Source organism: Stenotrophomonas acidaminiphila (assembly GCF_001431595.1).
GTDB classification, from domain to species: Bacteria; Pseudomonadota; Gammaproteobacteria; order Xanthomonadales; family Xanthomonadaceae; genus Stenotrophomonas; species Stenotrophomonas acidaminiphila.
This window is the reverse complement of the sequence record NZ_LDJO01000073.1, coordinates 20,693-39,051: the sequence shown is the minus strand read 5'-3', so window position 1 is coordinate 39,051 and position 18,359 is coordinate 20,693. Positions and strand designations below refer to the sequence as shown.

Here is an 18,359-nt window from a genome sequence, read left to right as displayed (position 1 = left end):
GGTTCCCTTCCGCCGCGACGGAGCCGACGGACAGGACCCCGCAGGGGGCGACGTGCATGGATGCACGTCGTTTTTCGACGAGACAGGGATGTCGCGTAGAAAAATCCCGCTGGCGGAGTGGACCCGCGGCACGCAGTGCCGTGGGCGCGGAGGCAGGGGCGTGCTTTCTCTTGGTTACTTCTCTTTGCACGAGCAAAGAGAAGTAACTCGCTCCTGCGCAGCAGGGGCGAAAGCTCGGCCTTCAAGCTTCCGCTTTCATACTTGCCCCAAGCCCATTGAACTTCTCGGCTATCACCTTGGCCTTCGCTCCTGGCGGTTTGAGAAGCCAAGCAAAGGCTGGAGCAGGATCAAAAAGCTCTCGCTTCCCTTTGTGGCGCGAGCCACCGAGGCGCTTTTCAACAGCCGAATGGCTGGTGAACACGCCACTGCCGACGCGCTACGCGCGCCGGGTCCACTCTGCCGGCGGGATTTTTCTACGCGACATCCCTGTCGCGTAGAAAAACGACGCACATCCCTGCACGTCGCCCTTCGGGCTATTCCCACCGGCTCCGTCGCTACGGAAGGGGACCCGGAAAGTCAAAAGCTTAAAGAGCAACAGCCAAAGCAAAAGCAGGCCTCAGCCCGTCACCCGCCGCAGATTCTCCCGCGCCTGCGCGTCATAACGCGCATGGAAGAAATCGCTGAAGAAAATGCGCGGCTGCGCCAGCACCCCTTTCAGGAAACGCCGGCGGTTGAGCCGGAACAGCAAGCCCGGCACCTTGCCGCGATACTCCTCGGCGATGCCACGGTCATAGGCATCGAACACGTCCGGCGGCGCGCCGAGGATGGCCATGTCGGCATCCAGGAACAGCGCCGCGTCCGCGTCCAGCTCATCGCCACGCACATGGCCGTGGCGCGCGGTGAGCTCGATCAACGCCGCCACCCGCTCCGCATCCACGCCGGCATCGGGCAGCCAGCGCGCGATCGCCGCCCGCGCCATCATCGCCGAGCGCGCTTCGTTGTCGCCGCGCCCGGCCTCGTACACCGCATCGTGGTACAGCATCGCCAGCGCCACCTCGCGCGGCTGCCGCCATCCCGGGCCGGCGACAACGTCGCGGTGGTGCTGCAGAAGCGCCTGCACATGGCCGAAATTGTGGTACGCGCGCGGCGGCTGCGCGTGCGCCGCTTCGATCTCGGCCAACTGGTCTGCCGGCAGGGGCATCGGGATCAGGTCCATGCGCCATTCTAGGCACCGGCTGCGGCGTCGGCGACGTCCCTCGCGGCCGGCTTGACCGCCGCGCTGCCGGCCCGCCCGGTGGCGCGTATCAGCCCAGGCTCCAGCGCCCTTCCATCTGGTAGCGGGTCTGACCCAGGTAGCTGCGGATCAGCACGAACTCGCGCACCAGCCAGCGCATCGGCTGCACCGGCTGTACCGGCAGGCGCCGCTTGTCGTAGAGCAGGGTCAGGTGCGGCGTGAACCCCGGATCCGGGCGGCTGCCGATGGCCTGCAGACAGCGCGCCAGCTCCTGGTGCAGGCCCAGCAGCAGGTCGGCGCCGTGCTCGCTGCGCAGCACGAACGGATGCTGGCGGCCGCCGGCGAAGCTGCCGACCTCATCGAAACACACCTCGAACTCCGGCATCCGCACCCGCGCCGCGGCCTGCTGCACCTTCGCCAGCAGGCTCGGTGGCAGGCCGGCGTAATCACCCAGGTGATGCAGGGTGACGTGCAGGCGCTCGCGCGCCAGCGGGCGTCCGTCCAGGCCATGTTCGGCGCGCAGTCCCTCGGCCAGTTCGGCGATGCGCCAGGCGGTGGCCGGATCGGGCATCACCGCGAAGAACAGGCGCTCGGTGGGAATGTCGCTGCCGAGACCCAGCGACAGTTGCGCCTCGGCGGAGGGAATGAACTTCGTCATGGTCGAATGGAAACGCCGGCCGGCGGGAGCACGCCGGCGTGCGGCGGCCGGCCTCGTCTGGGGCGCGGATACTAGCAGACCCTGCGGTACGCCGGGCCGCCCGTTGCCGGCGCCCGCGGTGCGCATGGCGAAAATATGACCAGCCCCGCGCAACGCCGCTGGCGCAAGGGGTGCCGTGACTTATCCACATCTTTGCCAGCGCCCGGTCCACACCGCCTGTGGATTGCACGGCGACTGCGCCGGCGCCCCCGGACAGGCATACACTGGCAGCGCCGCAGCACCTCACCGGTGGTCGCCATGATCGCTTGGAACGCCTTTGCCCTGCTCGCCGCCATCACCCTCGCCCCACCGGAAGCGCCGGTCACGCCGCCGACGCCCGAACAGATCATGGCGATTCCCCCCGCGCTGAAACAGCAGGTGCGCGATGAGGTCATCACCCCCACCCTCTCCCCGGAGCAGCGCCTGCATCGGCTGGTCGAACTCGTGTTCCGGCCAAGCGCGCCGGATGCGAAGGCCGCCGCCGATCCGGCACTGGAGTACGACACCGCCGCGACCCTGACCGTCGCCGAGGCCTGGGCCCAGCGCCGCGCCAACTGCCTGTCGTTCACCCTGCTGTTCGTCGCCCTGGCGCGCGAAGCGGGCATCGACGCCGAAGTCCAGGAGGTCGGGCGGGTCGTCAGCTGGTACCAGGAACAGAGCGTGGTCTACAACGCCGGGCACGTCAATGTCGGACTGCGCGTCAACGGCCGCAGCGCCACCCTGGATCTGGACCAGAACGTGCTGTACGACCGCCGTGGACCGCGCCCGGTTTCCGACCGGCGCGCACTGGCCCACTTCTACAACAACCGCGGCGCCGAGTTGCTGGCTGCCGGCCAGGTCGCGGCGGCCCGCGCGCATTTCCGCCTGGCGCTGGAGCAGGAAGGACGCTTCGCACCGGCATGGAACAACCTGGGCGTTCTGGAGACCCGCCTGGGCGATACCACGGCAGCGCTTGCCGCATTCGACAAGGCCCTGGCCATCGATCCGGACCTGCCCTCCACGCTGTCCAATGCCGGTGCGCTGTACCTGCGCATCGGCGACACGCAGCGCGCGGCGCGGCTGGACGCGCGGCTGCGGCGCGAGTACCAGCATGACCCGTTCTACCAGTTCATGCAGGGCGTTGACGCCGAGCGACGCGCCGACTATCCCGCCGCCATCCACTACTACCGGCATGCGGTGCGGCTGTACGCCAGCGCCCACCAGTTCCACTTCGGCCTGGCGCGGGCCTACTCGCTCAGCGGCGACAACCGCCGCGCGCTGCGTGAACTGGAACGGGCCCGCGCGCTAGGCGGCAGCGACAGCCAGCGCGCGATCTACCAGGCCAAGCTGGATACGCTGCGCAGGCTCAGCGCCCGCCACGCCGGGCATTGACGCGCCCGGCGCCTGCCGCGCCGTGGTTCAGGCCTTGCGCAGGAAGCAGGTCTTGAGCACCAGGCCCTTGATCTTGTCCGAGTTGCCTTCGATGTGTTCGGCATCGTCCTCGACCAGGCGGATGTTGCGGATCACCGTGCCCTGCTTGAGCGGGATCGACGACCCCTTGACCTTCAGGTCCTTGATGACGGTGACCGTGTCGCCGGCAACCAGCACGTTGCCGTTGCTGTCGCGCACCACCAGCGCCGATTCGGCGGCCTCGCCCGGGGTCCATTCGTGGCCGCAATCGGCGCAGATCCACAGCGCGCCGTCGGGGTAGACGTTCTGCGACGAGCACTGCGGGCAGGAAGAAACGGGCATGGCGACTCCAGACGATGACGTTGCAAGCCCGCTATTGTAGCCGCCCGCCCCGGCGCACCGGGGCGGACGCGCCGGGGATGCTCAGCGCGCGCCGAGGTCCACCCGCACATTGCCCGAATGCGAGGTGATGGAAATATCGCCATCGCCGCCGCCGATGCGCGCGTCCAGGCTGCTCCCCGGCCCGTAGCGCGGGCGTTCGACCTGGCCCACGTCCGAGCGGATGGAGCCGCTGAAACTGCTGACCTTCAGCTGCGCGGAGGTGCGCGCCGGCAGCGCCAGCGAGATCGGCGCGCTGACCGTCTGCAGGCTGATGCGCCCGCCCGGCTGCAGCCCGGCGCTGCGCACGCCGAGGCCGCCGGAGACGGTTTCCACGTCGAGCCGCTGCACCGCCGACAGGTCCAGGTCGACCGACCCGGATACCGAGTTGGCCGCCACCTCGCCGCCGCTGCTGCCGGCGGCATTGATCGCGCCGCTGACCGTGCGCAGTTCCAACCGCGGGGTACGCAGTTGCGAGCGGATCGTGCCGCTGACGGTATTGAGGCTGGTCTGCCCGGCCTGCCCGCGCGCGGTGATGCCGCCACTGACGGTGTTGGCCTGCAGGCGCCGCAGGTCGACATCGGCCACGTCCAGCGCCGCGCTGACGGTGCCGGCCTGCAGTTCGCTGCCGCGCGGAACCCGCAGTTCCAGCACCGCACCGCGGCTGCCACGACTGTTGCGCGGGTACACCACCTTCAGCTGCACCCGGTTGGCGCTGTTCTGTACCTCCAGCCGCTGGCCTTCGCCGAGGGTGCCGGTCAGCTGCACCTCGTTGCGGTCCCAGCCGCGCACGCTCACCGAGCCGGCGATGTTGCTGATCTCCACCCGCCCGCCGCTGGACAGCGCGTGGCGTTCATTGACCGGCGTCTGCGCCAGGGCCGGGGCCAGCGGGGCCAGCAGCGCGACGGCGGCCAGCAGGTGTCGCAGGGAAACATTCATGGGGATTCTCCTTCAGGTGGGAAGACCGGCGGCATCCAGGCCCTGCCGGGTAAGTTCCAGGCGCAGCGCGTAGGTGCGCCGCAGTTGGCCGAGCAGGAAGCCGGCATCGGGGCTCTGTGCGATCGCCGAGCGGATGCTGCCTGCACTGGCATCGAGTTCGCGCAGCGCCGGGGCGAGCTCGGCGGGCACGGTGTCCTGCGGAATCGCCGCCAGCGCCTGGCGGTAGCTGGCGGCCAGCGCATCGGCCTGCGCCTCCAGCGGCGAAACCTGCGTGGCCTGCGCCTGCGGTGGCTGCACGGCCCACCAGCGGCCGGCGCCGAGGAGCGCCAGCGCGGCAACCGCCGCGGCCGCGGCGACGGACGGCCAGCGCCGGCGGCGCCGGGGCGGCGTGGCGATGGCGGACCGCTCGCGCGGCGCCTCGTGCAGCTGCGCGGCGATGCGCTGCCAGGCCGCGGCCGGCGGCACGCGCTCGGAAGGAAGCTGGCGCAGGCGCGTGGCCAGGTCGTCGTGGTCGTGGTCGTGGTCGTGGTCGTGGTCGGAATCGTGTTCGTTCATGGTGTTTCTCCCAGACGCGCGCGCAACAACCCGCGCGCGCGATGCAGCTGTGCCTTGGAACTGCCGACGGCCATCTGCAGTTCCTCGGCGATCTCGTGGTGTTTCCAGCCCTCGATGTCGTGCAGTACCAGCACCGCACGGGCGCGCGGCGGCAGGGTCTCCAGCGCGCGCTCCAGGTCCAGCCCGGTGGCCTGGCAGCGGCTGGACGCCGGCATCCGCGCCAGCACGTCCATGCCGCCCTCGCCGATGTCCAGGGCCCCGAACGCGGCACTGGCGCGCAGCTCCATCAGCGCGGTGTTCACCGCCATGCGGTGCAGCCAGGTGCCCAGCGCGCTCTCGAAACGGAACTGCGGCAACTTGCGCCAGGCCTGGATGAAGGTCTCCTGCAGTGCGTCCTCGGCGCGCGCCGCGCTGCCACCGCACAGCCGCCACAGCAGCGCGTACAGGCGCGGGGCGTGGCGGCGGTAGATGCGCTCGTAGGCATGGCTGTCGCCTGCGGCGGCGGCACGCGCCAGCGCGTCGTCGTCGGCAGCCTGCGGAAAAGGGGCGGTGGCGGTCACGGTGGCGTCGAGCATATCCGTTGGATGCGGCGGCCAGCGGAAAGGTTTAAAGCCGCCTGCGATCTTTTTGCCGGGGCGGCGCAGCGGCCACGCCGGCATGGGCTGACAAGGCCGCGCCGGCTGGCCGACAATCCCGCTTCGCCCCCCGCCTGCCAACCATGTCCCTGTCCACCGCCGCCCGCACCGACGCCGGTGCCGCGCCCCGTCGGCAAGCCCGCCGCGGCCGCTGGTGCCCGGCGTGCGCGGTACGTACGCCGGCCTCGCGCCGGCCCGTGCCCGGGCCGTGGCACAGCAGTACCGGCGACATGGCCACGCAGTGCTTTTCCGAACGTTGCAACGCAGGCGCCCGCGACCGGGCACGGCGTCGCAAGGAGACAGACCGATGAAGAACTACCTGCCCGAATGGATGCATGGATGGATCAACCTGCTCGACACCGCGCTGGTCGTCATCCTGATCCTGCTGGTGGCGTGGCTGCTGCGCCTGCTCACCCGGCGCCTGCTGGCGCGCCTGGGCATGCACTACACGCTGCCGCCGCAGGTGGAAACCGCGGCCCGGCGGCTGTCCAACTTCGTGATCGGCAGCGCCGCGCTGGTGGCCATCCTCGACCAGCTCGGGGTATCGCCGACCATCCTGTGGACCGCGTTCACCGGTTTCGCCGCGGTCGGCGCGGTGGCGTTCTTCGCCGCCTGGAGCGTGCTGTCCAACATCTTCTGCGCGCTGCTGATCTTCACCACCCGGCCGTTCCGCCTCGGCGACCGCATCGAACTGCTGGAGAACGGCGAAAAGCCCGGGCTGAAGGGCCAGGTGATCGACATCAACCTGATCTACACCACGCTGCAGGAAATCGGCGGCCCGGCCGAAGGCACGCTGATGCAGATCCCCAACAGCCTGTTCTTCCAGCGCGGGCTGCGCCGCTGGCCGTCCACCGCCGCCCAGGCGCACGTGATCCAGGGCGACGGCTGAGTTCTGCCGGCGACGAGCATGGCCCCGTCGCCGAGGGCGTACCACAGCGTTCCGTCCGTGTATGGCCGTTGCGTGCGAAAATCCCGCCGCGGCACCGCCAAGGGGCCGTCCCCCATCGGCTCTCCCCTCCGCAATGCCCCGCTCTCCCACGCCCTCGTGTCCCGCCCCCGCGGCGGACACCGCGTCGCCCGTTCCCGCCGTCCGCAGCGACCGCCAGCGCTGGCTGGGGGTGGTCGCGCTGGCCATCGCCGCGTTCGTATTCAACACCAGTGAATTCGTGCCGGTCGGGCTGCTGAGCGACATCGGCGGCAGTTTCGGCATGCCCATCGAACACGTCGGGCTGATGCTCACCGCCTATGCCTGGGTGGTCGCATTGACCTCGTTGCCAGGCATGCTGCTCACCCGCGACTTCGACCGCCGCCGCCTGCTGCTGGGCGTATTCACGCTGTTCGTCGCCAGCCACCTGCTGTCGGCGCTGGCCTGGAACTTCGGCGTGCTGATGCTCAGCCGCATCGGCATCGCCCTGGCGCACGCGGTGTTCTGGGCGATCACCGCCTCGCTGGCGGTGCGCATCGCGCCGGCGGACAAGCGCCCGCAGGCGCTCGGCCTGCTGGCCACCGGTACCTCGGTGGCGATGGTGCTGGGCATTCCGCTGGGCCGCGTGGTCGGCGAACTGCTGGGCTGGCGCGTCACCTTCCTGGCCATCGGCGGCGTCGCCCTGCTGGCGATGGGGGTGCTGGCACGGCTGCTGCCGCCGCTGCCCAGCCAGAACAGCGGCTCGGCGCGCAGCCTGCCGCTGCTGCTGCGGCGTCCGGCATTGCTGGCGCTGTACCTGCTGGTGATGGTGGTGGTGGCGGCACAGTTCACCGGCTACAGCTACATCGAGCCGTTCGTGCAGCAGGTCGGTGGCTTCGATGCGCACGTGACCACCTGGGTGCTGCTGCTGTTCGGCGGCATGGGTTTCTTCGGCAGCGTGCTGTTCTCGCGGCTGGGCATGCGCTGGCCGCGCGGCTTCCTGCTCGCCGCCATCGGCACCCTGGCGCTGTGCCTGCTGGGCCTGCGCCTGGCCACCGGCGGCGCCTGGATGCTGTACGCGCTGGCCTCGGTGTGGGGCGTGGCGATGATCTGCTTCGCGCTGTCGATGCAATCCAAGGTATTGCGGCTGGCGGCCGACGCCACCGACGTGGCGATGGCGCTGTTCTCGGGCATCTTCAACATCGGCATCGGCGCCGGCGCGCTGATCGGCAGCCAGGTCGGCCTGCACCTGGGCATGCAGCACATCGGCCTGGTGGGCGGGCTGCTCGCCAGTGCCGGCTGGCTGTGGTGGCTGTTCGCGATGCGGCGCTGGGCCGCCAGCTTCCGCACCGTCGACGCACCGCGCTGATCCGGCGCAACCGCTATGCTCGGGCCCTGCACGACGAGGGACGGGACGATGCCAGCTCGGATCACGGTACGCGGTGGACACGCGGGCGATGCGGCCGCGCTCTGCGGCCTGGTGACGCCGCTGGCGCGGCACCTGCTCGATGCCGGGCCCGGCACTGCGCCCTGCACCCACCCGCTGCTGGCCACATTCACCGCGGAGAGCTTTGCGCAGCGGTTGCTTTCCCCGCAGTTCGCGCACTACGTGGCCGAGCAGGACAACCGGTTGTGCGGCATGATCGCGCTGCGCGATGGCAGCCATGTCCAGCACCTGTTCGTCCGCGACGATACCCGCCGGCGCGGCATCGCGCGCCAGCTCTGGGAACACGCGCTGCGGCTCCACGGCGACCGCGCCTACACGGTCAATTCGTCCGAAACCGCGGTTCCGGTGTACACCCGGTTCGGCTTCATCGGCAGCGGCCCGGCGCAGACGGCCAACGGCGTGCGTTTCGTGCCGATGCAGCGGCGGGTGCGGTAACGGGCAATCGCCGCTGCAGGCCCCACCGGCGGCAATGCATCAGGCCGTACGCACGGGCGCCCCTGCGCGGCCGTTACCGTGCCGCCCGCCCCTCAGCGCAGCTGGCTGTCCTTGCTGCCGCGGCGGTTGTAGCCGCTGTGCGCCGATTCCTCCACGTCCAGCGCCTGCTGGCAGGCAACGCACAGGCGCACGCCGGGAATGGCCTTGCGCCGCGCCTCGGGAATCGGCGCATCGCATTCCTCGCAACGCTCCAGCCCGGGTCCGCTGGGCAGGCGGCTGCGGGCGCGCTTGATCGCGTCCTCGACGGTGGCGTCGATCTGATCCTGAACGGCGGTGTCTCCCGCCCAACCGGTGGCCATGGCTGGCTGCTCCGAAGTGACCCGGTTCCAGCCTAGCGCAATCGCCTGTACGCCGGGCCAATGCACCGGGACGGCATCACCACACCAGGTCGTCGGGCACCACGAACTGCGCGTAATAGGCGTCGTCTTCGGCATTGCCGCTGGACGCCGGCGCTTCCCCGGCCTGGCCGTGGTCGAGCACGATCAGGCTGGCATCGCGCTCGCGCACTTTCTCCGCGGCCAGCCGTGGCACCAGCTCGAACCCCTCGCCGTGGCGCACGATCACCAGCGTGCCGGCGGCCAGCTGCCGGCGCAGCGCCTCGTCCACCAGCAGGGTGCGGATCGCCGCGCCGTCGCTGAAGCGGTACTCCAGTTCGCCACGACGCGGCACCCGGCGGTCGGCGATGATCTGCCGCGCCTGCGCCCGCAGTTCCTCGGCACGGCGCTGGATGTTGCGCTCGGCGGCCAGTACGCGGTCGCGCTCGGCCTTTTCCGCGCGTGCGCGCTCGGCTTCCAGCTGGCTTTCGCTGGGGCCGGCCGGTGCGCCCTTGGCGTGCCGCGCCTTGTTCTGCTCGCGCGCGACCTGCGCGACCTGGGATTTCTTCACCAGGCCGGCCTTGAGCAGCTGCTCCTGCAGGGGGTTCGCCTTTGCCATGTTTCGCACTACGTGATCGGAACGATGCGGCATGATACCGGCCCACACCCGCCCGCGCCCGCCGATGCAGCCCCTGAACTACCTTGCCGGCTACCCCGAACACCTGCAGCAGCGCGCCCGCGAGCTGCTGGCGCAGGGTGCCCTGGGCGAGGCCGTGCGCCGCCGCTACCCGCAGCCGCACGCGGTGCGCAGCGACCGCCAGCTCTACGACTACGTGCAGGCGCTGAAGGAACGCCACCTGCGCCAGTCGGTGCCGCTGGGCAAGGTGCTGTACGACGGCAAGCTGCAGGTGCTCAAGCACGCCCTGGGCCTGCACACGGCCGTGTCGCGCAACCACGGCGGCAAGCTCAGGGCCAGCCGCGAGATCCGCATCGCCAGCGTGTTCCGCGATACCCCGGCGCCGTTCCTGCGCATGATCGTGGTGCACGAACTGGCGCACCTGAAGGAGGCCGAGCACAACAAGGCCTTCTACCAGCTGTGCCTGCACATGGAGCCGGACTACCACCAGCTGGAGTTCGACCTGCGCCTGTACCTGACCGCACTGGAGCACGAGGTTCCCCGGCAGGCGCTACACTCGCCGCCCGCCGCACCTGCCCGCCCCCGATGACCACCCCGATCCGCCTCGACAAGCGCCTCGCCGCGCAGCTGAACTGCTCCCGCGCCCAGGCCCGGCACTACATCGAGGGCGGCTGGGTCAGCGTCGACGGAGTGGTGGTGGAAGCACCGCAGGCGATGGTGGCCGGGCAGACCGTCACCCTCGCCGCCGGTGCCGCCAGCGAACCGGCCGAGCCGGCGACGCTGCTGCTGAACAAGCCGGCCGGCTGCTGCGCCGCGGACCTGTCCGCGCTGCTGCGCGAGGAGGCCCGTTTCGCCGACGACGCCTCCGGCATCCGCCTGCTGCACCGCCACTTCCTGCGCCTGGAAACGCCGATGCCGCTGGACGACGACGCCTGCGGACTGGTGGTGCTTACCCAGGACTGGCGCGTGCGCCGCCACCTGCTCGAGACCGGGGCATCGCTGGAACAGGAATACATGGTGGACGTGGACGGCGAAGGCAGCCCCTGGGCGCTGCCGAGGCTGACCCACGGCCTGGAGTACCAGGGGCGCACGCTGCCGCCCTGCAAGGTCAGCTGGCAGAGCGAACAGCGCCTGCGTTTCGCGATCAAGGACGTGCGGCCGGGCCAGCTGCGGCACATGTGCGCCGCGGTCGGGCTGCGCGCCACCCAGGTACGCCGGCTGCGGATCGGCCGCATCGGCCTGAACAGGATGCCGGACGGCCAGTGGCGTTATCTCGCTTCCGCCCAGCGCTTCTGAGCCACGCCGCCGCTGGCAACGGCGCCCGGCAGCTACGCCAGCAGCCGCAGCACCGCCGCCGCCAGCGCACCGGCCAGCACCACGCCCAGGAACGGCAGCCGCAGCAGCAGGGCCAGTGCGGCTGCCGCCAGCGCCCCCAGGCGTGCGTCCAGTACCACGCCCTGCCCCGCGGACACCGCGTTCATCGCGGTCAGCGACGCCAGCAGGCCGATGGTCAGCGCACCGGCCACGCGGGTCATGCGCGCCGATTCCATCCAGCGCACCGGCACCAGGTAGCCGCAGAACTTGACCGCCCAGGCCACCGCGCTGGCCAGCAGCACCCAGCTCCACAGGCTCATCGGGTGCCCGCCGGGTCGTGGCCGGGGGTCACGTCCGGCTCCAGCCCTTCATCGGCCGGCCCGCGCCCGAACCAACCCCACAGCGCGGCGACCGCGGCCGCCAGCAGGATCGGCACGCCCGGCGGCGCCCAGGGCAGCGCCAGCACCGTCACCAGCGCACACGTCGCGGCGATGGCCAACGGTTCGCGCGCACGCAGCCGCGGCCACAGCAGGCCGAGGAAGGCCGCCACCGCGGCGCCGTCCAGTCCCCAGCGGCGCGGGTCGCCCAGCGCATCGCCCAGCAATGCCCCGAGCAGGGTGAACAGGTTCCACAACAGGTACACGCCCACCCCGGCCACCCAGAATCCGCGGCGCTGCTCGGCCGGCGTGTCCTGGCCGGCGGCGGTGGCCGCAGATTCGTCGATGGTCAGCTGCGCCGACAGCGGGCGCAGCCAGCCGCGCGGCCGCAGCATGCGGTTGATCTGCGCACCGTAGACCGCGTTGCGGATGCCCAGCAGGGTGGCCGCGCCGAATGCGGCCATGCCGCTGCCGCCGGCACCGATCACGCCGATGAAGGCGAACTGCGAGCCACCGGTGAACATCAGCAGGCTCAGTGCCGCGGTCTGCCCGACGCTGAAGCCCGAGGCCACCGCCAGCGCCCCGAAGGACACGCCGTACAGGCCGGTGGCCAGGGCGATGGACAGGCCGATGCGGACCGCGGGCGTCAGGCGCGGGGCCATCTTCAGCCGCGCCCGCGCGCCTGTTCGGCGGCGGCCACGAACACCACGTCGGTCGAGGAGTTGAGCGCGGTTTCGGCAGAGTCCTGCACCACGCCGACGATGAAGCCCACCGCCACTACCTGCATCGCCACGTCGTTGGAAATGCCGAACAGGCCGCAGGCCAGCGGGATCAGCAGCAGCGAGCCGCCGGGCACGCCGGACGCACCGCAGGCGCCGATCGCCGCCACCACGCTCAGCAGCAACGCGGTAGGCAGGTCCACGGCGATGCCGAGCGTGTTGACCGCCGCCAGCGTCAGCACCGAGATGGTGATCGCCGCGCCGGCCATGTTGATGGTCGCCCCCAGCGGGATCGCCACCGAGTAGGTTTCCTCGTGCAGGCCCAGCTTGCGGCACAGCTCCAGGTTGACCGGGATGTTGGCCGCCGAGGAACGGGTGAAGAACGCGGTGATGCCGCTTTCGCGCAGGCAGCGCAGCACCAGCGGGTACGGGTTGCGGCGGGTGGTCAGCGCCACGATCAGCGGGTTGCCGACGAAGGCCATGAACAGCATCGCGCCGACCAGCACGCACAGCACGTGCAGGTAGTTCGCCAGCGCGCCCAGCCCGGACTCGGCCAGCAGCGAGGCGACGATGCCGAACACGCCCAGCGGCGCCAGCCGGATCACCATGCGCACGATCCAGGTGATCGCCGCGGACAGGTCGCCGACCACCGCGCGCGTGCCGGCACCGGCGTGGCGCAGCGCCAGCCCCAGTCCGATGGCCCAGGCCAGCAGGCCGATGTAGTTGGCATGGGCCAGCGCGTTGACCGGGTTGTCGACGACCTGCATCAGCAGCGTGCGCAGCACCTCGCCGATGCCGCCCGGCGCGCTCAGCCCGGCGTCGGTGGGTGCCTTGAGCAGCAGCGTGCTGGGAAACAGGTAACTGGCCAGCACGCCCACCAGCGCCGCGGCCACAGTGCCGGCCACGTACAGCAGCAGGATGGTGCGGATGTGCGTCTTCTGCCCCTGCTGGTGGTTGGCGATGGAGGCGGTCACCAGGACCAGCACCAGCACCGGGGCCACCGCCTTCAACGCCGATACGAACACCGTGCCGAGCAGGCCGGCCGCGTGCGCGCCCTGCGGCCAGGCCAGCGCCAGCGCGATGCCGGCGAGCAGGCCGATGATGATCTGGACCACCAGGCTGGGGGCACGGAAGGAGCTGGAACGGTTGTGCATCGGCGGGCTCGGGCAGGGCAAACCGCGATTCTCCCCCAGACCGGCCGCCGCCCACACCCCCGGAACGTCATGGCCCGACGCAGCGGCATCACCCGGACCCCGCTAGGATGCACGCATGGAACCTTCCCCGTCCCGCGGCAGGCGCCTGCTGCGCCTGTGCACCCGCATCCTCGCCGCGCTCCTGCTGCTGGTCGCCAGTGGCCTGCTGCTGGGCGACTGGCTCACCCCGCGCGCGGTCGGCGAGCCCTCCACCGCGCTGCCGCCGCGGGCCGCGCAGACCGCGCTGGACCGGGCGCTCGAGGCACAGCTCGCCGCGCACCCGGGGCAAAGCGGCGCGGCCTACCTGGTCGACGGCCTGGAAGCCTTCGCCGCGCGCTCGGTGGTCACCCGCCAGGCCGGCCGCAGCCTCGATCTGCAGTACTACATTTGGCACGACGACATGGTCGGCCACCTGCTGGTGAACGACGTGTACGCGGCGGCCCAGCGCGGGGTGCGGGTGCGGCTGCTGCTGGACGACATGAACGCCAAGGGGATGGACGCGCAGCTGCTGGCGCTCGACGCCCATCCGCGCATCGAAGTGCGCCTGTACAACCCGTTCCGCAACCGCGAGGGCCTGTGGCGCCTGCTGGAGATGGTGCAGCGGGTCTTCAGCATCAACCACCGCATGCACAACAAGGCCTGGATCGCCGACGGCCGCGTCGCCATCGTCGGCGGCCGCAACATCGGCGCCGAGTACTTCGACGCGCGCCCGGACGTCAATTTCCGCGACCTGGACCTGCTGCTGGCCGGCCCGGCCGCCGGCGAGGCCAGCGCCATTTTCGACGCCTTCTGGAACAGCCGCGCCGCCGTGCCCATCGCCGCCCTCGCCCCGCCGTCGGCGCGCCAGCTCGACCAGCTGGTCTCCCGTGCCGAGCTGGATGCGCGCCGGGCCGAGGCGCTCCCCTACCTGCAACGGCTGCGCGAGCGGCTCACCGACACCTATGTCGGCGGACGCCTGGCACTGCACTGGAGCGACCGCATCCAGGTCCATTCCGACCCGCCGCTCAAGCACCGCGACAACGACCGCGGCGACTGGCTGGTGACGCGCCTGGGCGCGGAGCTGGGCCAGGCGCGGCACAAGACCCTGCTGATCTCGCCGTACTTCGTCCCCGGCGACACCGGCACCAGCGAATTGCTGCAGCAGGTGGCAGACGGCGTGCATGTGGGCATCATCACCAACTCGCTGGCGGCCAACGACGTGGCTGCCGTGCACAGTGGCTACATGCACTACCGGCTGCCGCTGCTGCGCGGTGGCGTCCAGCTGCATGAGCTCAAGGCGCGCGGCAGCAGCGGCCGCAGCTCGGCCTTCGGCAGCAGTGGCGCCAGCCTGCACACCAAGGCCATCGTCGTGGACGACCGGCGCGGCTTCGTCGGGTCCTTCAACCTCGACCCGCGCTCGGCGTACCTGAACACCGAGATGGGCGTGCTGTTCGACGACCCGGTGCTGGCCGCGCAGCTGCGCGAGGAGTACCTGCGCCTGTCCGGCCCCGACCTGAGCTACTACCTCTACCTGGACAGCGACGGAAAGCTGCGCTGGCTGGACCGTGCGCGCAGGCCACCTGCCGGCTACGTCGTCGAGCCGGATACCACCTGGCTGCAGCGCGCCACCACCCGCGTCATCAGCTGGCTGCCGCTGGAATCACAACTGTGACGCGCCGCGCCCGCAGCATCCAGCTCAGCCCTCGCCCGGCGCATCGGGGCTGACCCGCTTCCACAACCAGCCACCGACATGGCCGGGAACGCAGGCGGACAACGTTTCCAGCGCCTGCGCTTCCTCGAGCAATCCTTCCCGGCACAGCATCGACAACGCCGCGGCCAGTTCGCCGACCTGCAGCGAACGCGCCAGCGGCGTCGATGGCACGCCCTGGCCGCCGGCCTCCAGCGCCGCGGCGACATCGGCGGAAAGCTGCCAGGCGCGCGCGATCCGCGCCGCCAGCTGCGGAGTGCACCGTTCCAGCAGGGACAGCAGCAGTGCCGGCGATGGCGCCAGCGTCTGCCGGCGCGAATAGGCGTCGGCGGTGGCGCGCACCACCATCACCATCGCCAGCCCGCGCAGCAGGCCGGCCAACTGCGCGGAGAAACCGTCCTCGCGCTCGACGCTGCGGGCATGATCGGCCGCGGCCAGCGACATGCGCAGGGTGTAATCCCATACCCGCTGCGAGAACCGGCCGCCATCGCCGTCGGGAGGGTTCATCACCGGCTGCACCAGCGCCGCGGAGATGATCTGGCGGATGCCTTCGTTGCCGACCACGGTCACCGCGCGCTCGATGCTGCGCACTTCCTGTTGCTGGAAGCGGTACAGCGCGCTGTTGGCGATGCGCAGCAGGTTGACCGTCAGCAGCGGGTCGCTGCCGATGATGCGGCCGATGGAACGCGCCGAGGCGGTGCTGTCGTTGACGCTCTGGATCAACTGCGGCAGCAGGTGCGGACGCCGCGGGATGTAGCGTTGCGACAGGTCGGCGCGCTCCAGCACCGCGATCACGGTATCGGCGATCTGGCGGTGCCCGGCCGCATCGGGCAGCTCCGCCACGTCGTCTTCGATGCCGAGCGCGGCGCGCAGGAAGCGCCGGCGCATCCGCGGCAGCAGTGCCGGGTCCATTGCCGGGGCGGCAGCGTCGTCCGCATCGGCGGCCTCGGGGACGAAACTCCAGGCCGCATCCGCGCGCCGCCGGCCGAACCACCACGCCGCACCCGCGCCGGCCAGCAGCGCGGCCAGCAGCGCCGAGACGATCACCGGCTCCACTGCTGGCACCCCGGTCGGGCAGGAGCTGAAGGCCGCATGCCGCGCCCCGTTACCTGTCGGCTTTTTCCAGGCGGATGCCGAGCGGACCGCCCAGCGAACCGTCTTCGTTGATGGTGAAATTCAGCGACGCGCCCTTCTGCGGCAGCGCCACCTTCAAGGTATCGCCCTCGCGCACGTAGGTGGTTTCCTGCGAGATGCCCATCGCCTCGATGGTGACCGTGCCGCCGGGCGTGAAGCTGTACCGGGTGACGCCCATCGCATCGGCATAGACGCCCTTGATCCCCTGGCTGCAGGCCGACAGCAGGCACAGCACGGCGATGACGGGCAGGTACTTCTTCATTGCTTCCCCCGGGGTAATGGCGCGGCCATCCACGGCCGCCGCATGCGGATTGATTCTGCCACAGGCCGGCGCCGGCCAAGCCGCCGGTCGTCAGTCGTCTGCGTCCGCCCGTGCGCCGCCGGCAACAGCGGCCTGCGGCAGCGGCGCGCGCACGAAGCGTGCCGACAACCGCAGCGCGTAGACCAGACCGGCGACCAGCGCCAGGCCGGCACCGCTGGCGAACGCCGCGCCCAGCCCGAAGCGCGCGGCGACCAGGCCAGCCAGCACCATGCCGGCGCCGATGCCCACGTCCAGCGCGCAGAAATAGGTGGCCACCGCGGTGCCGCGGCGGGCGTGGCCGCCGAGATTGACCATCATCGTCTGGTAGGCCGGGTACACCACCCCGAAACCGAAGCCGGCCAGCAGTCCGGACAGGTAATACGTCGCCGGCGCGGCCGCGTACGCCATCAATCCCAGCCCGGCGACGATCGCCAGGCTGCCGCCGTTGGTCGCCAGCACCACCCGGCCGCCATCGATCAGGCGCCCGGAAGAGGCGCGCGAGACCATCATGCCCACCGCCATCAGGGTGAAGAAGATGCCGGTATTGCCGGCGCCCAGCTGTTTGCCGTGGAGCGCGGCGAAGGCCAGCAGCATGCCGTAGCCCAGGCCGATCACGGCCAGGTTCAACGCCAGCGGGATACCGCGTACCAGCAGGAAGCGATCCAGCGACAACACCGTGGCGGCGCCGTCGCGCTGCTTGCGCGGCGCATGCACCCACGACGCCACCAGCAGGCCGGCGATGCCGGCGGCCACCGCCGCCTCGAAGATCACCTGGAACGGATGGTGGTCCATCAGCCACAGCCCGGCCATCGGGCCCAGCGCCATCGCCAGGCTGCTCATCAGCCCGAACAGGCCGATGCCCTCGCCGCGGCGCGCCGAGGGGATGATGTCGATGGCCTGGGTGTTGGCCGCGGTGCTCATCACCGCGAAGGTCACGCCGATGCCCAGCCGCACCAGCACGAACACCAGCACGGTGTGCGCCAGCAGGTAGCCGGAGGTGAACAGCACGTAGGCCGCCAGCGCCACCAGGTAGGCGTGCTTGGCGTTGAAGCGATCGACGATGAAACCGGAAAACGGCCGCACCAGCAGCGCCGCGATCACGTAGCTGGACAACACCAGCCCCACCGTGGCCTCGCCGATCCGCAGCTGCTCCACGAGATGGAACGGCAGCGTCGGCATCAGCACGTAGAACGACATGCCCATCAGGAAGTTGGCGATGCACGCCAGCACGAACCCCGGGGTCCACAGCGCGGGCCGCGGCTGGCTCATGCGCGGCCGCCACCACGGGATGCGCGCGCCGGTGCCGGATGGGCGCCAGCGCGGAGGCGCCTGCGCGGCACCCGCGCCATCAACCGACGCCGCGCAGCGCCAGGGTCAGCGCCAGCACGCTCAGGATCACCGCGATGGTGCCGTCCAGCACCCGCCAGGTGCCGGGCTTGTGGAACAGCGGCGTCAACAGGCGCGCGCCCAGCCCCTGCGCGGTCAGCCACAACGCGCTGGCGGTGACCACGCCGGCGGCGAACGCCATGCGCGCGTGGCCGAAGTTGTCGGCGATCGAACCGATCACCACCATGTCCAGCCAGAAGTGCGGGTTGATCACCGAGAATCCGGCCGCGGCCATCATCGCCGCGCGGCGCGAGGATTCGGCGCTGTCATCCAGCTGCATGCCGCCACCGCCGGCCACGGCCCGCCGCGCCGACTGCAGCGCATACCAGACCAGGAAGGCGACGCCGCCCCACAGCAGCACCGTGGTCAGCCACGGCAGCTGGTCGGTGAGCGTGCGCAGCCCGGCCACGCTGGCGAAGATGAAGGCCGCGTCGATGGCGAAGCAGGTGGCGATCACCGGGATCACGTGCTGGCGCAGGATGCCCTGGCGCAGGATGAAGGCGCTCTGCGCGCCGACCACGGCGAAAAGACCGATGCCGGTACCGGCACCGCTGAGCCAGGCGGCGCTGGTGGCCTGGGCGGTTACGACGGAAAACATGGGGGAACTGCCTGTCTGCTATGAGG

General features: G+C 70.9%; 22 protein-coding genes. 7 read left to right on the top strand and 15 right to left on the bottom strand.

Annotated features, from left to right (window positions below):
• Window positions 1–616 precede the first annotated feature (616 nt).
• A complete protein-coding gene (locus ABB33_RS16200) occupies window positions 617–1,216 on the bottom strand; it encodes an HD domain-containing protein (protein ID WP_056932765.1) in 600 nt (199 codons plus the stop codon).
• Between the two features lie 88 nt (window positions 1,217–1,304).
• Window positions 1,305–1,892 (bottom strand): RNA 2',3'-cyclic phosphodiesterase, encoded by a 588-nt coding sequence (gene thpR / locus ABB33_RS16195; RefSeq protein WP_056932764.1) that lies wholly within the window; start codon window positions 1,890–1,892, stop codon window positions 1,305–1,307.
• Window positions 1,893–2,189: 297 nt separating this feature from the next.
• Between thpR and ABB33_RS16190 the strand changes: the two genes are divergently transcribed.
• Window positions 2,190–3,302 carry a tetratricopeptide repeat protein gene (locus ABB33_RS16190; protein WP_056932763.1) on the top strand — a complete coding sequence of 371 codons (1,113 nt, stop codon included), beginning with the start codon at window positions 2,190–2,192 and terminating at the stop codon, window positions 3,300–3,302.
• Window positions 3,303–3,329: 27 nt separating this feature from the next.
• On the opposite strand, the gene ABB33_RS16185 is transcribed toward ABB33_RS16190, so the two are convergent.
• From ABB33_RS16185 to ABB33_RS16170, 4 genes are all read right to left on the bottom strand, one after another.
• On the bottom strand, window positions 3,330–3,662 hold the full coding sequence (locus ABB33_RS16185; RefSeq protein ID WP_054664497.1) for a zinc ribbon domain-containing protein YjdM: 333 nt from the start codon (window positions 3,660–3,662) through the stop codon (window positions 3,330–3,332).
• A gap of 81 nt (window positions 3,663–3,743) precedes the next feature.
• Window positions 3,744–4,637 (bottom strand): DUF4097 family beta strand repeat-containing protein, encoded by an 894-nt coding sequence (locus ABB33_RS16180; protein WP_056932762.1) that lies wholly within the window; start codon window positions 4,635–4,637, stop codon window positions 3,744–3,746.
• A 12-nt stretch (window positions 4,638–4,649) separates the two neighbouring features.
• Window positions 4,650–5,192: a hypothetical protein gene (locus ABB33_RS16175; protein ID WP_056932761.1), complete on the bottom strand. Its 543-nt coding sequence runs from the start codon at window positions 5,190–5,192 to the stop codon at window positions 4,650–4,652.
• Complete coding sequence (locus ABB33_RS16170) at window positions 5,189–5,767, bottom strand: RNA polymerase sigma factor (RefSeq protein ID WP_056932760.1); 579 nt, start codon at window positions 5,765–5,767, stop codon at window positions 5,189–5,191. The genes ABB33_RS16175 and ABB33_RS16170 overlap by 4 nt, the downstream gene beginning before the upstream one ends.
• Before the next feature lie 367 nt (window positions 5,768–6,134).
• On the opposite strand from ABB33_RS16170, the gene ABB33_RS16165 reads away from it, so the two are divergent.
• From ABB33_RS16165 to ABB33_RS16155, 3 genes are all read left to right on the top strand, one after another.
• Window positions 6,135–6,716 (top strand): mechanosensitive ion channel family protein, encoded by a 582-nt coding sequence (locus ABB33_RS16165; RefSeq protein ID WP_054664487.1) that lies wholly within the window; start codon window positions 6,135–6,137, stop codon window positions 6,714–6,716.
• A 133-nt stretch (window positions 6,717–6,849) separates the two neighbouring features.
• On the top strand, window positions 6,850–8,100 hold the full coding sequence (locus ABB33_RS16160) for a sugar transporter (RefSeq protein ID WP_056932759.1): 1,251 nt from the start codon (window positions 6,850–6,852) through the stop codon (window positions 8,098–8,100).
• Between the two features lie 48 nt (window positions 8,101–8,148).
• A complete protein-coding gene (locus ABB33_RS16155; RefSeq protein ID WP_056932758.1) occupies window positions 8,149–8,613 on the top strand; it encodes a GNAT family N-acetyltransferase in 465 nt (154 codons plus the stop codon).
• A gap of 92 nt (window positions 8,614–8,705) precedes the next feature.
• Here ABB33_RS16155 and ABB33_RS16150 read toward each other — a convergent pair whose 3' ends face one another.
• Together ABB33_RS16150 and ABB33_RS16145 are read right to left on the bottom strand one after the other, a co-directional pair.
• On the bottom strand, window positions 8,706–8,972 hold the full coding sequence (locus tag ABB33_RS16150) for a DksA/TraR family C4-type zinc finger protein (protein WP_056932757.1): 267 nt from the start codon (window positions 8,970–8,972) through the stop codon (window positions 8,706–8,708).
• 76 nt (window positions 8,973–9,048) lie between these two features.
• Window positions 9,049–9,606 carry a DUF2058 domain-containing protein gene (locus ABB33_RS16145; RefSeq protein WP_054664476.1) on the bottom strand — a complete coding sequence of 186 codons (558 nt, stop codon included), beginning with the start codon at window positions 9,604–9,606 and terminating at the stop codon, window positions 9,049–9,051.
• Between the two features lie 64 nt (window positions 9,607–9,670).
• Between ABB33_RS16145 and ABB33_RS16140 the strand changes: the two genes are divergently transcribed.
• Entirely contained in the window at window positions 9,671–10,213 is a 543-nt protein-coding gene (locus tag ABB33_RS16140; protein WP_056932767.1) for a M48 metallopeptidase family protein, read from the top strand.
• Window positions 10,210–10,920, top strand: coding sequence for an rRNA pseudouridine synthase (locus ABB33_RS16135; RefSeq protein ID WP_056932756.1), 711 nt, complete (start codon window positions 10,210–10,212; stop codon window positions 10,918–10,920). The genes ABB33_RS16140 and ABB33_RS16135 overlap by 4 nt, the downstream gene beginning before the upstream one ends.
• 32 nt (window positions 10,921–10,952) lie before the next feature.
• Here ABB33_RS16135 and ABB33_RS16130 read toward each other — a convergent pair whose 3' ends face one another.
• From ABB33_RS16130 to sstT, 3 genes are read right to left on the bottom strand one after another with little or no spacing between them, the layout of a single operon-like run.
• The gene (locus tag ABB33_RS16130; RefSeq protein WP_054664471.1) at window positions 10,953–11,258 is read right to left on the bottom strand and encodes an AzlD domain-containing protein; all 306 of its coding nucleotides are present in this window, start codon (window positions 11,256–11,258) and stop codon (window positions 10,953–10,955) included.
• Entirely contained in the window at window positions 11,255–11,977 is a 723-nt protein-coding gene (locus tag ABB33_RS16125) for an AzlC family ABC transporter permease (protein WP_056932755.1), read from the bottom strand. The genes ABB33_RS16130 and ABB33_RS16125 overlap by 4 nt, the downstream gene beginning before the upstream one ends.
• Window positions 11,978–11,979: 2 nt before the next feature.
• Entirely contained in the window at window positions 11,980–13,188 is a 1,209-nt protein-coding gene (gene sstT / locus ABB33_RS16120; RefSeq protein ID WP_054664465.1) for a serine/threonine transporter SstT, read from the bottom strand.
• Between the two features lie 115 nt (window positions 13,189–13,303).
• Here sstT and ABB33_RS16115 point away from each other — a divergent pair, with 115 nt between their 5' ends.
• Entirely contained in the window at window positions 13,304–14,878 is a 1,575-nt protein-coding gene (locus ABB33_RS16115) for a phospholipase D family protein (protein ID WP_056932754.1), read from the top strand.
• A gap of 24 nt (window positions 14,879–14,902) precedes the next feature.
• On the opposite strand, the gene ABB33_RS16110 is transcribed toward ABB33_RS16115, so the two are convergent.
• The 4 genes from ABB33_RS16110 to ABB33_RS16095 all read right to left on the bottom strand — a co-directional run bounded on the left by ABB33_RS16110 (window position 14,903) and on the right by ABB33_RS16095 (window position 18,333).
• The gene (locus ABB33_RS16110; RefSeq protein WP_054664460.1) at window positions 14,903–15,970 is read right to left on the bottom strand and encodes an HDOD domain-containing protein; all 1,068 of its coding nucleotides are present in this window, start codon (window positions 15,968–15,970) and stop codon (window positions 14,903–14,905) included.
• A gap of 49 nt (window positions 15,971–16,019) precedes the next feature.
• On the bottom strand, window positions 16,020–16,310 hold the full coding sequence (locus tag ABB33_RS16105) for a hypothetical protein (RefSeq protein ID WP_054664458.1): 291 nt from the start codon (window positions 16,308–16,310) through the stop codon (window positions 16,020–16,022).
• 90 nt (window positions 16,311–16,400) lie between these two features.
• A complete protein-coding gene (locus tag ABB33_RS16100) occupies window positions 16,401–17,618 on the bottom strand; it encodes an MFS transporter (RefSeq protein ID WP_056932753.1) in 1,218 nt (405 codons plus the stop codon).
• A gap of 79 nt (window positions 17,619–17,697) precedes the next feature.
• Window positions 17,698–18,333 (bottom strand): LysE/ArgO family amino acid transporter, encoded by a 636-nt coding sequence (locus ABB33_RS16095; RefSeq protein ID WP_054664451.1) that lies wholly within the window; start codon window positions 18,331–18,333, stop codon window positions 17,698–17,700.
• Window positions 18,334–18,359: the final 26 nt, after the last annotated feature.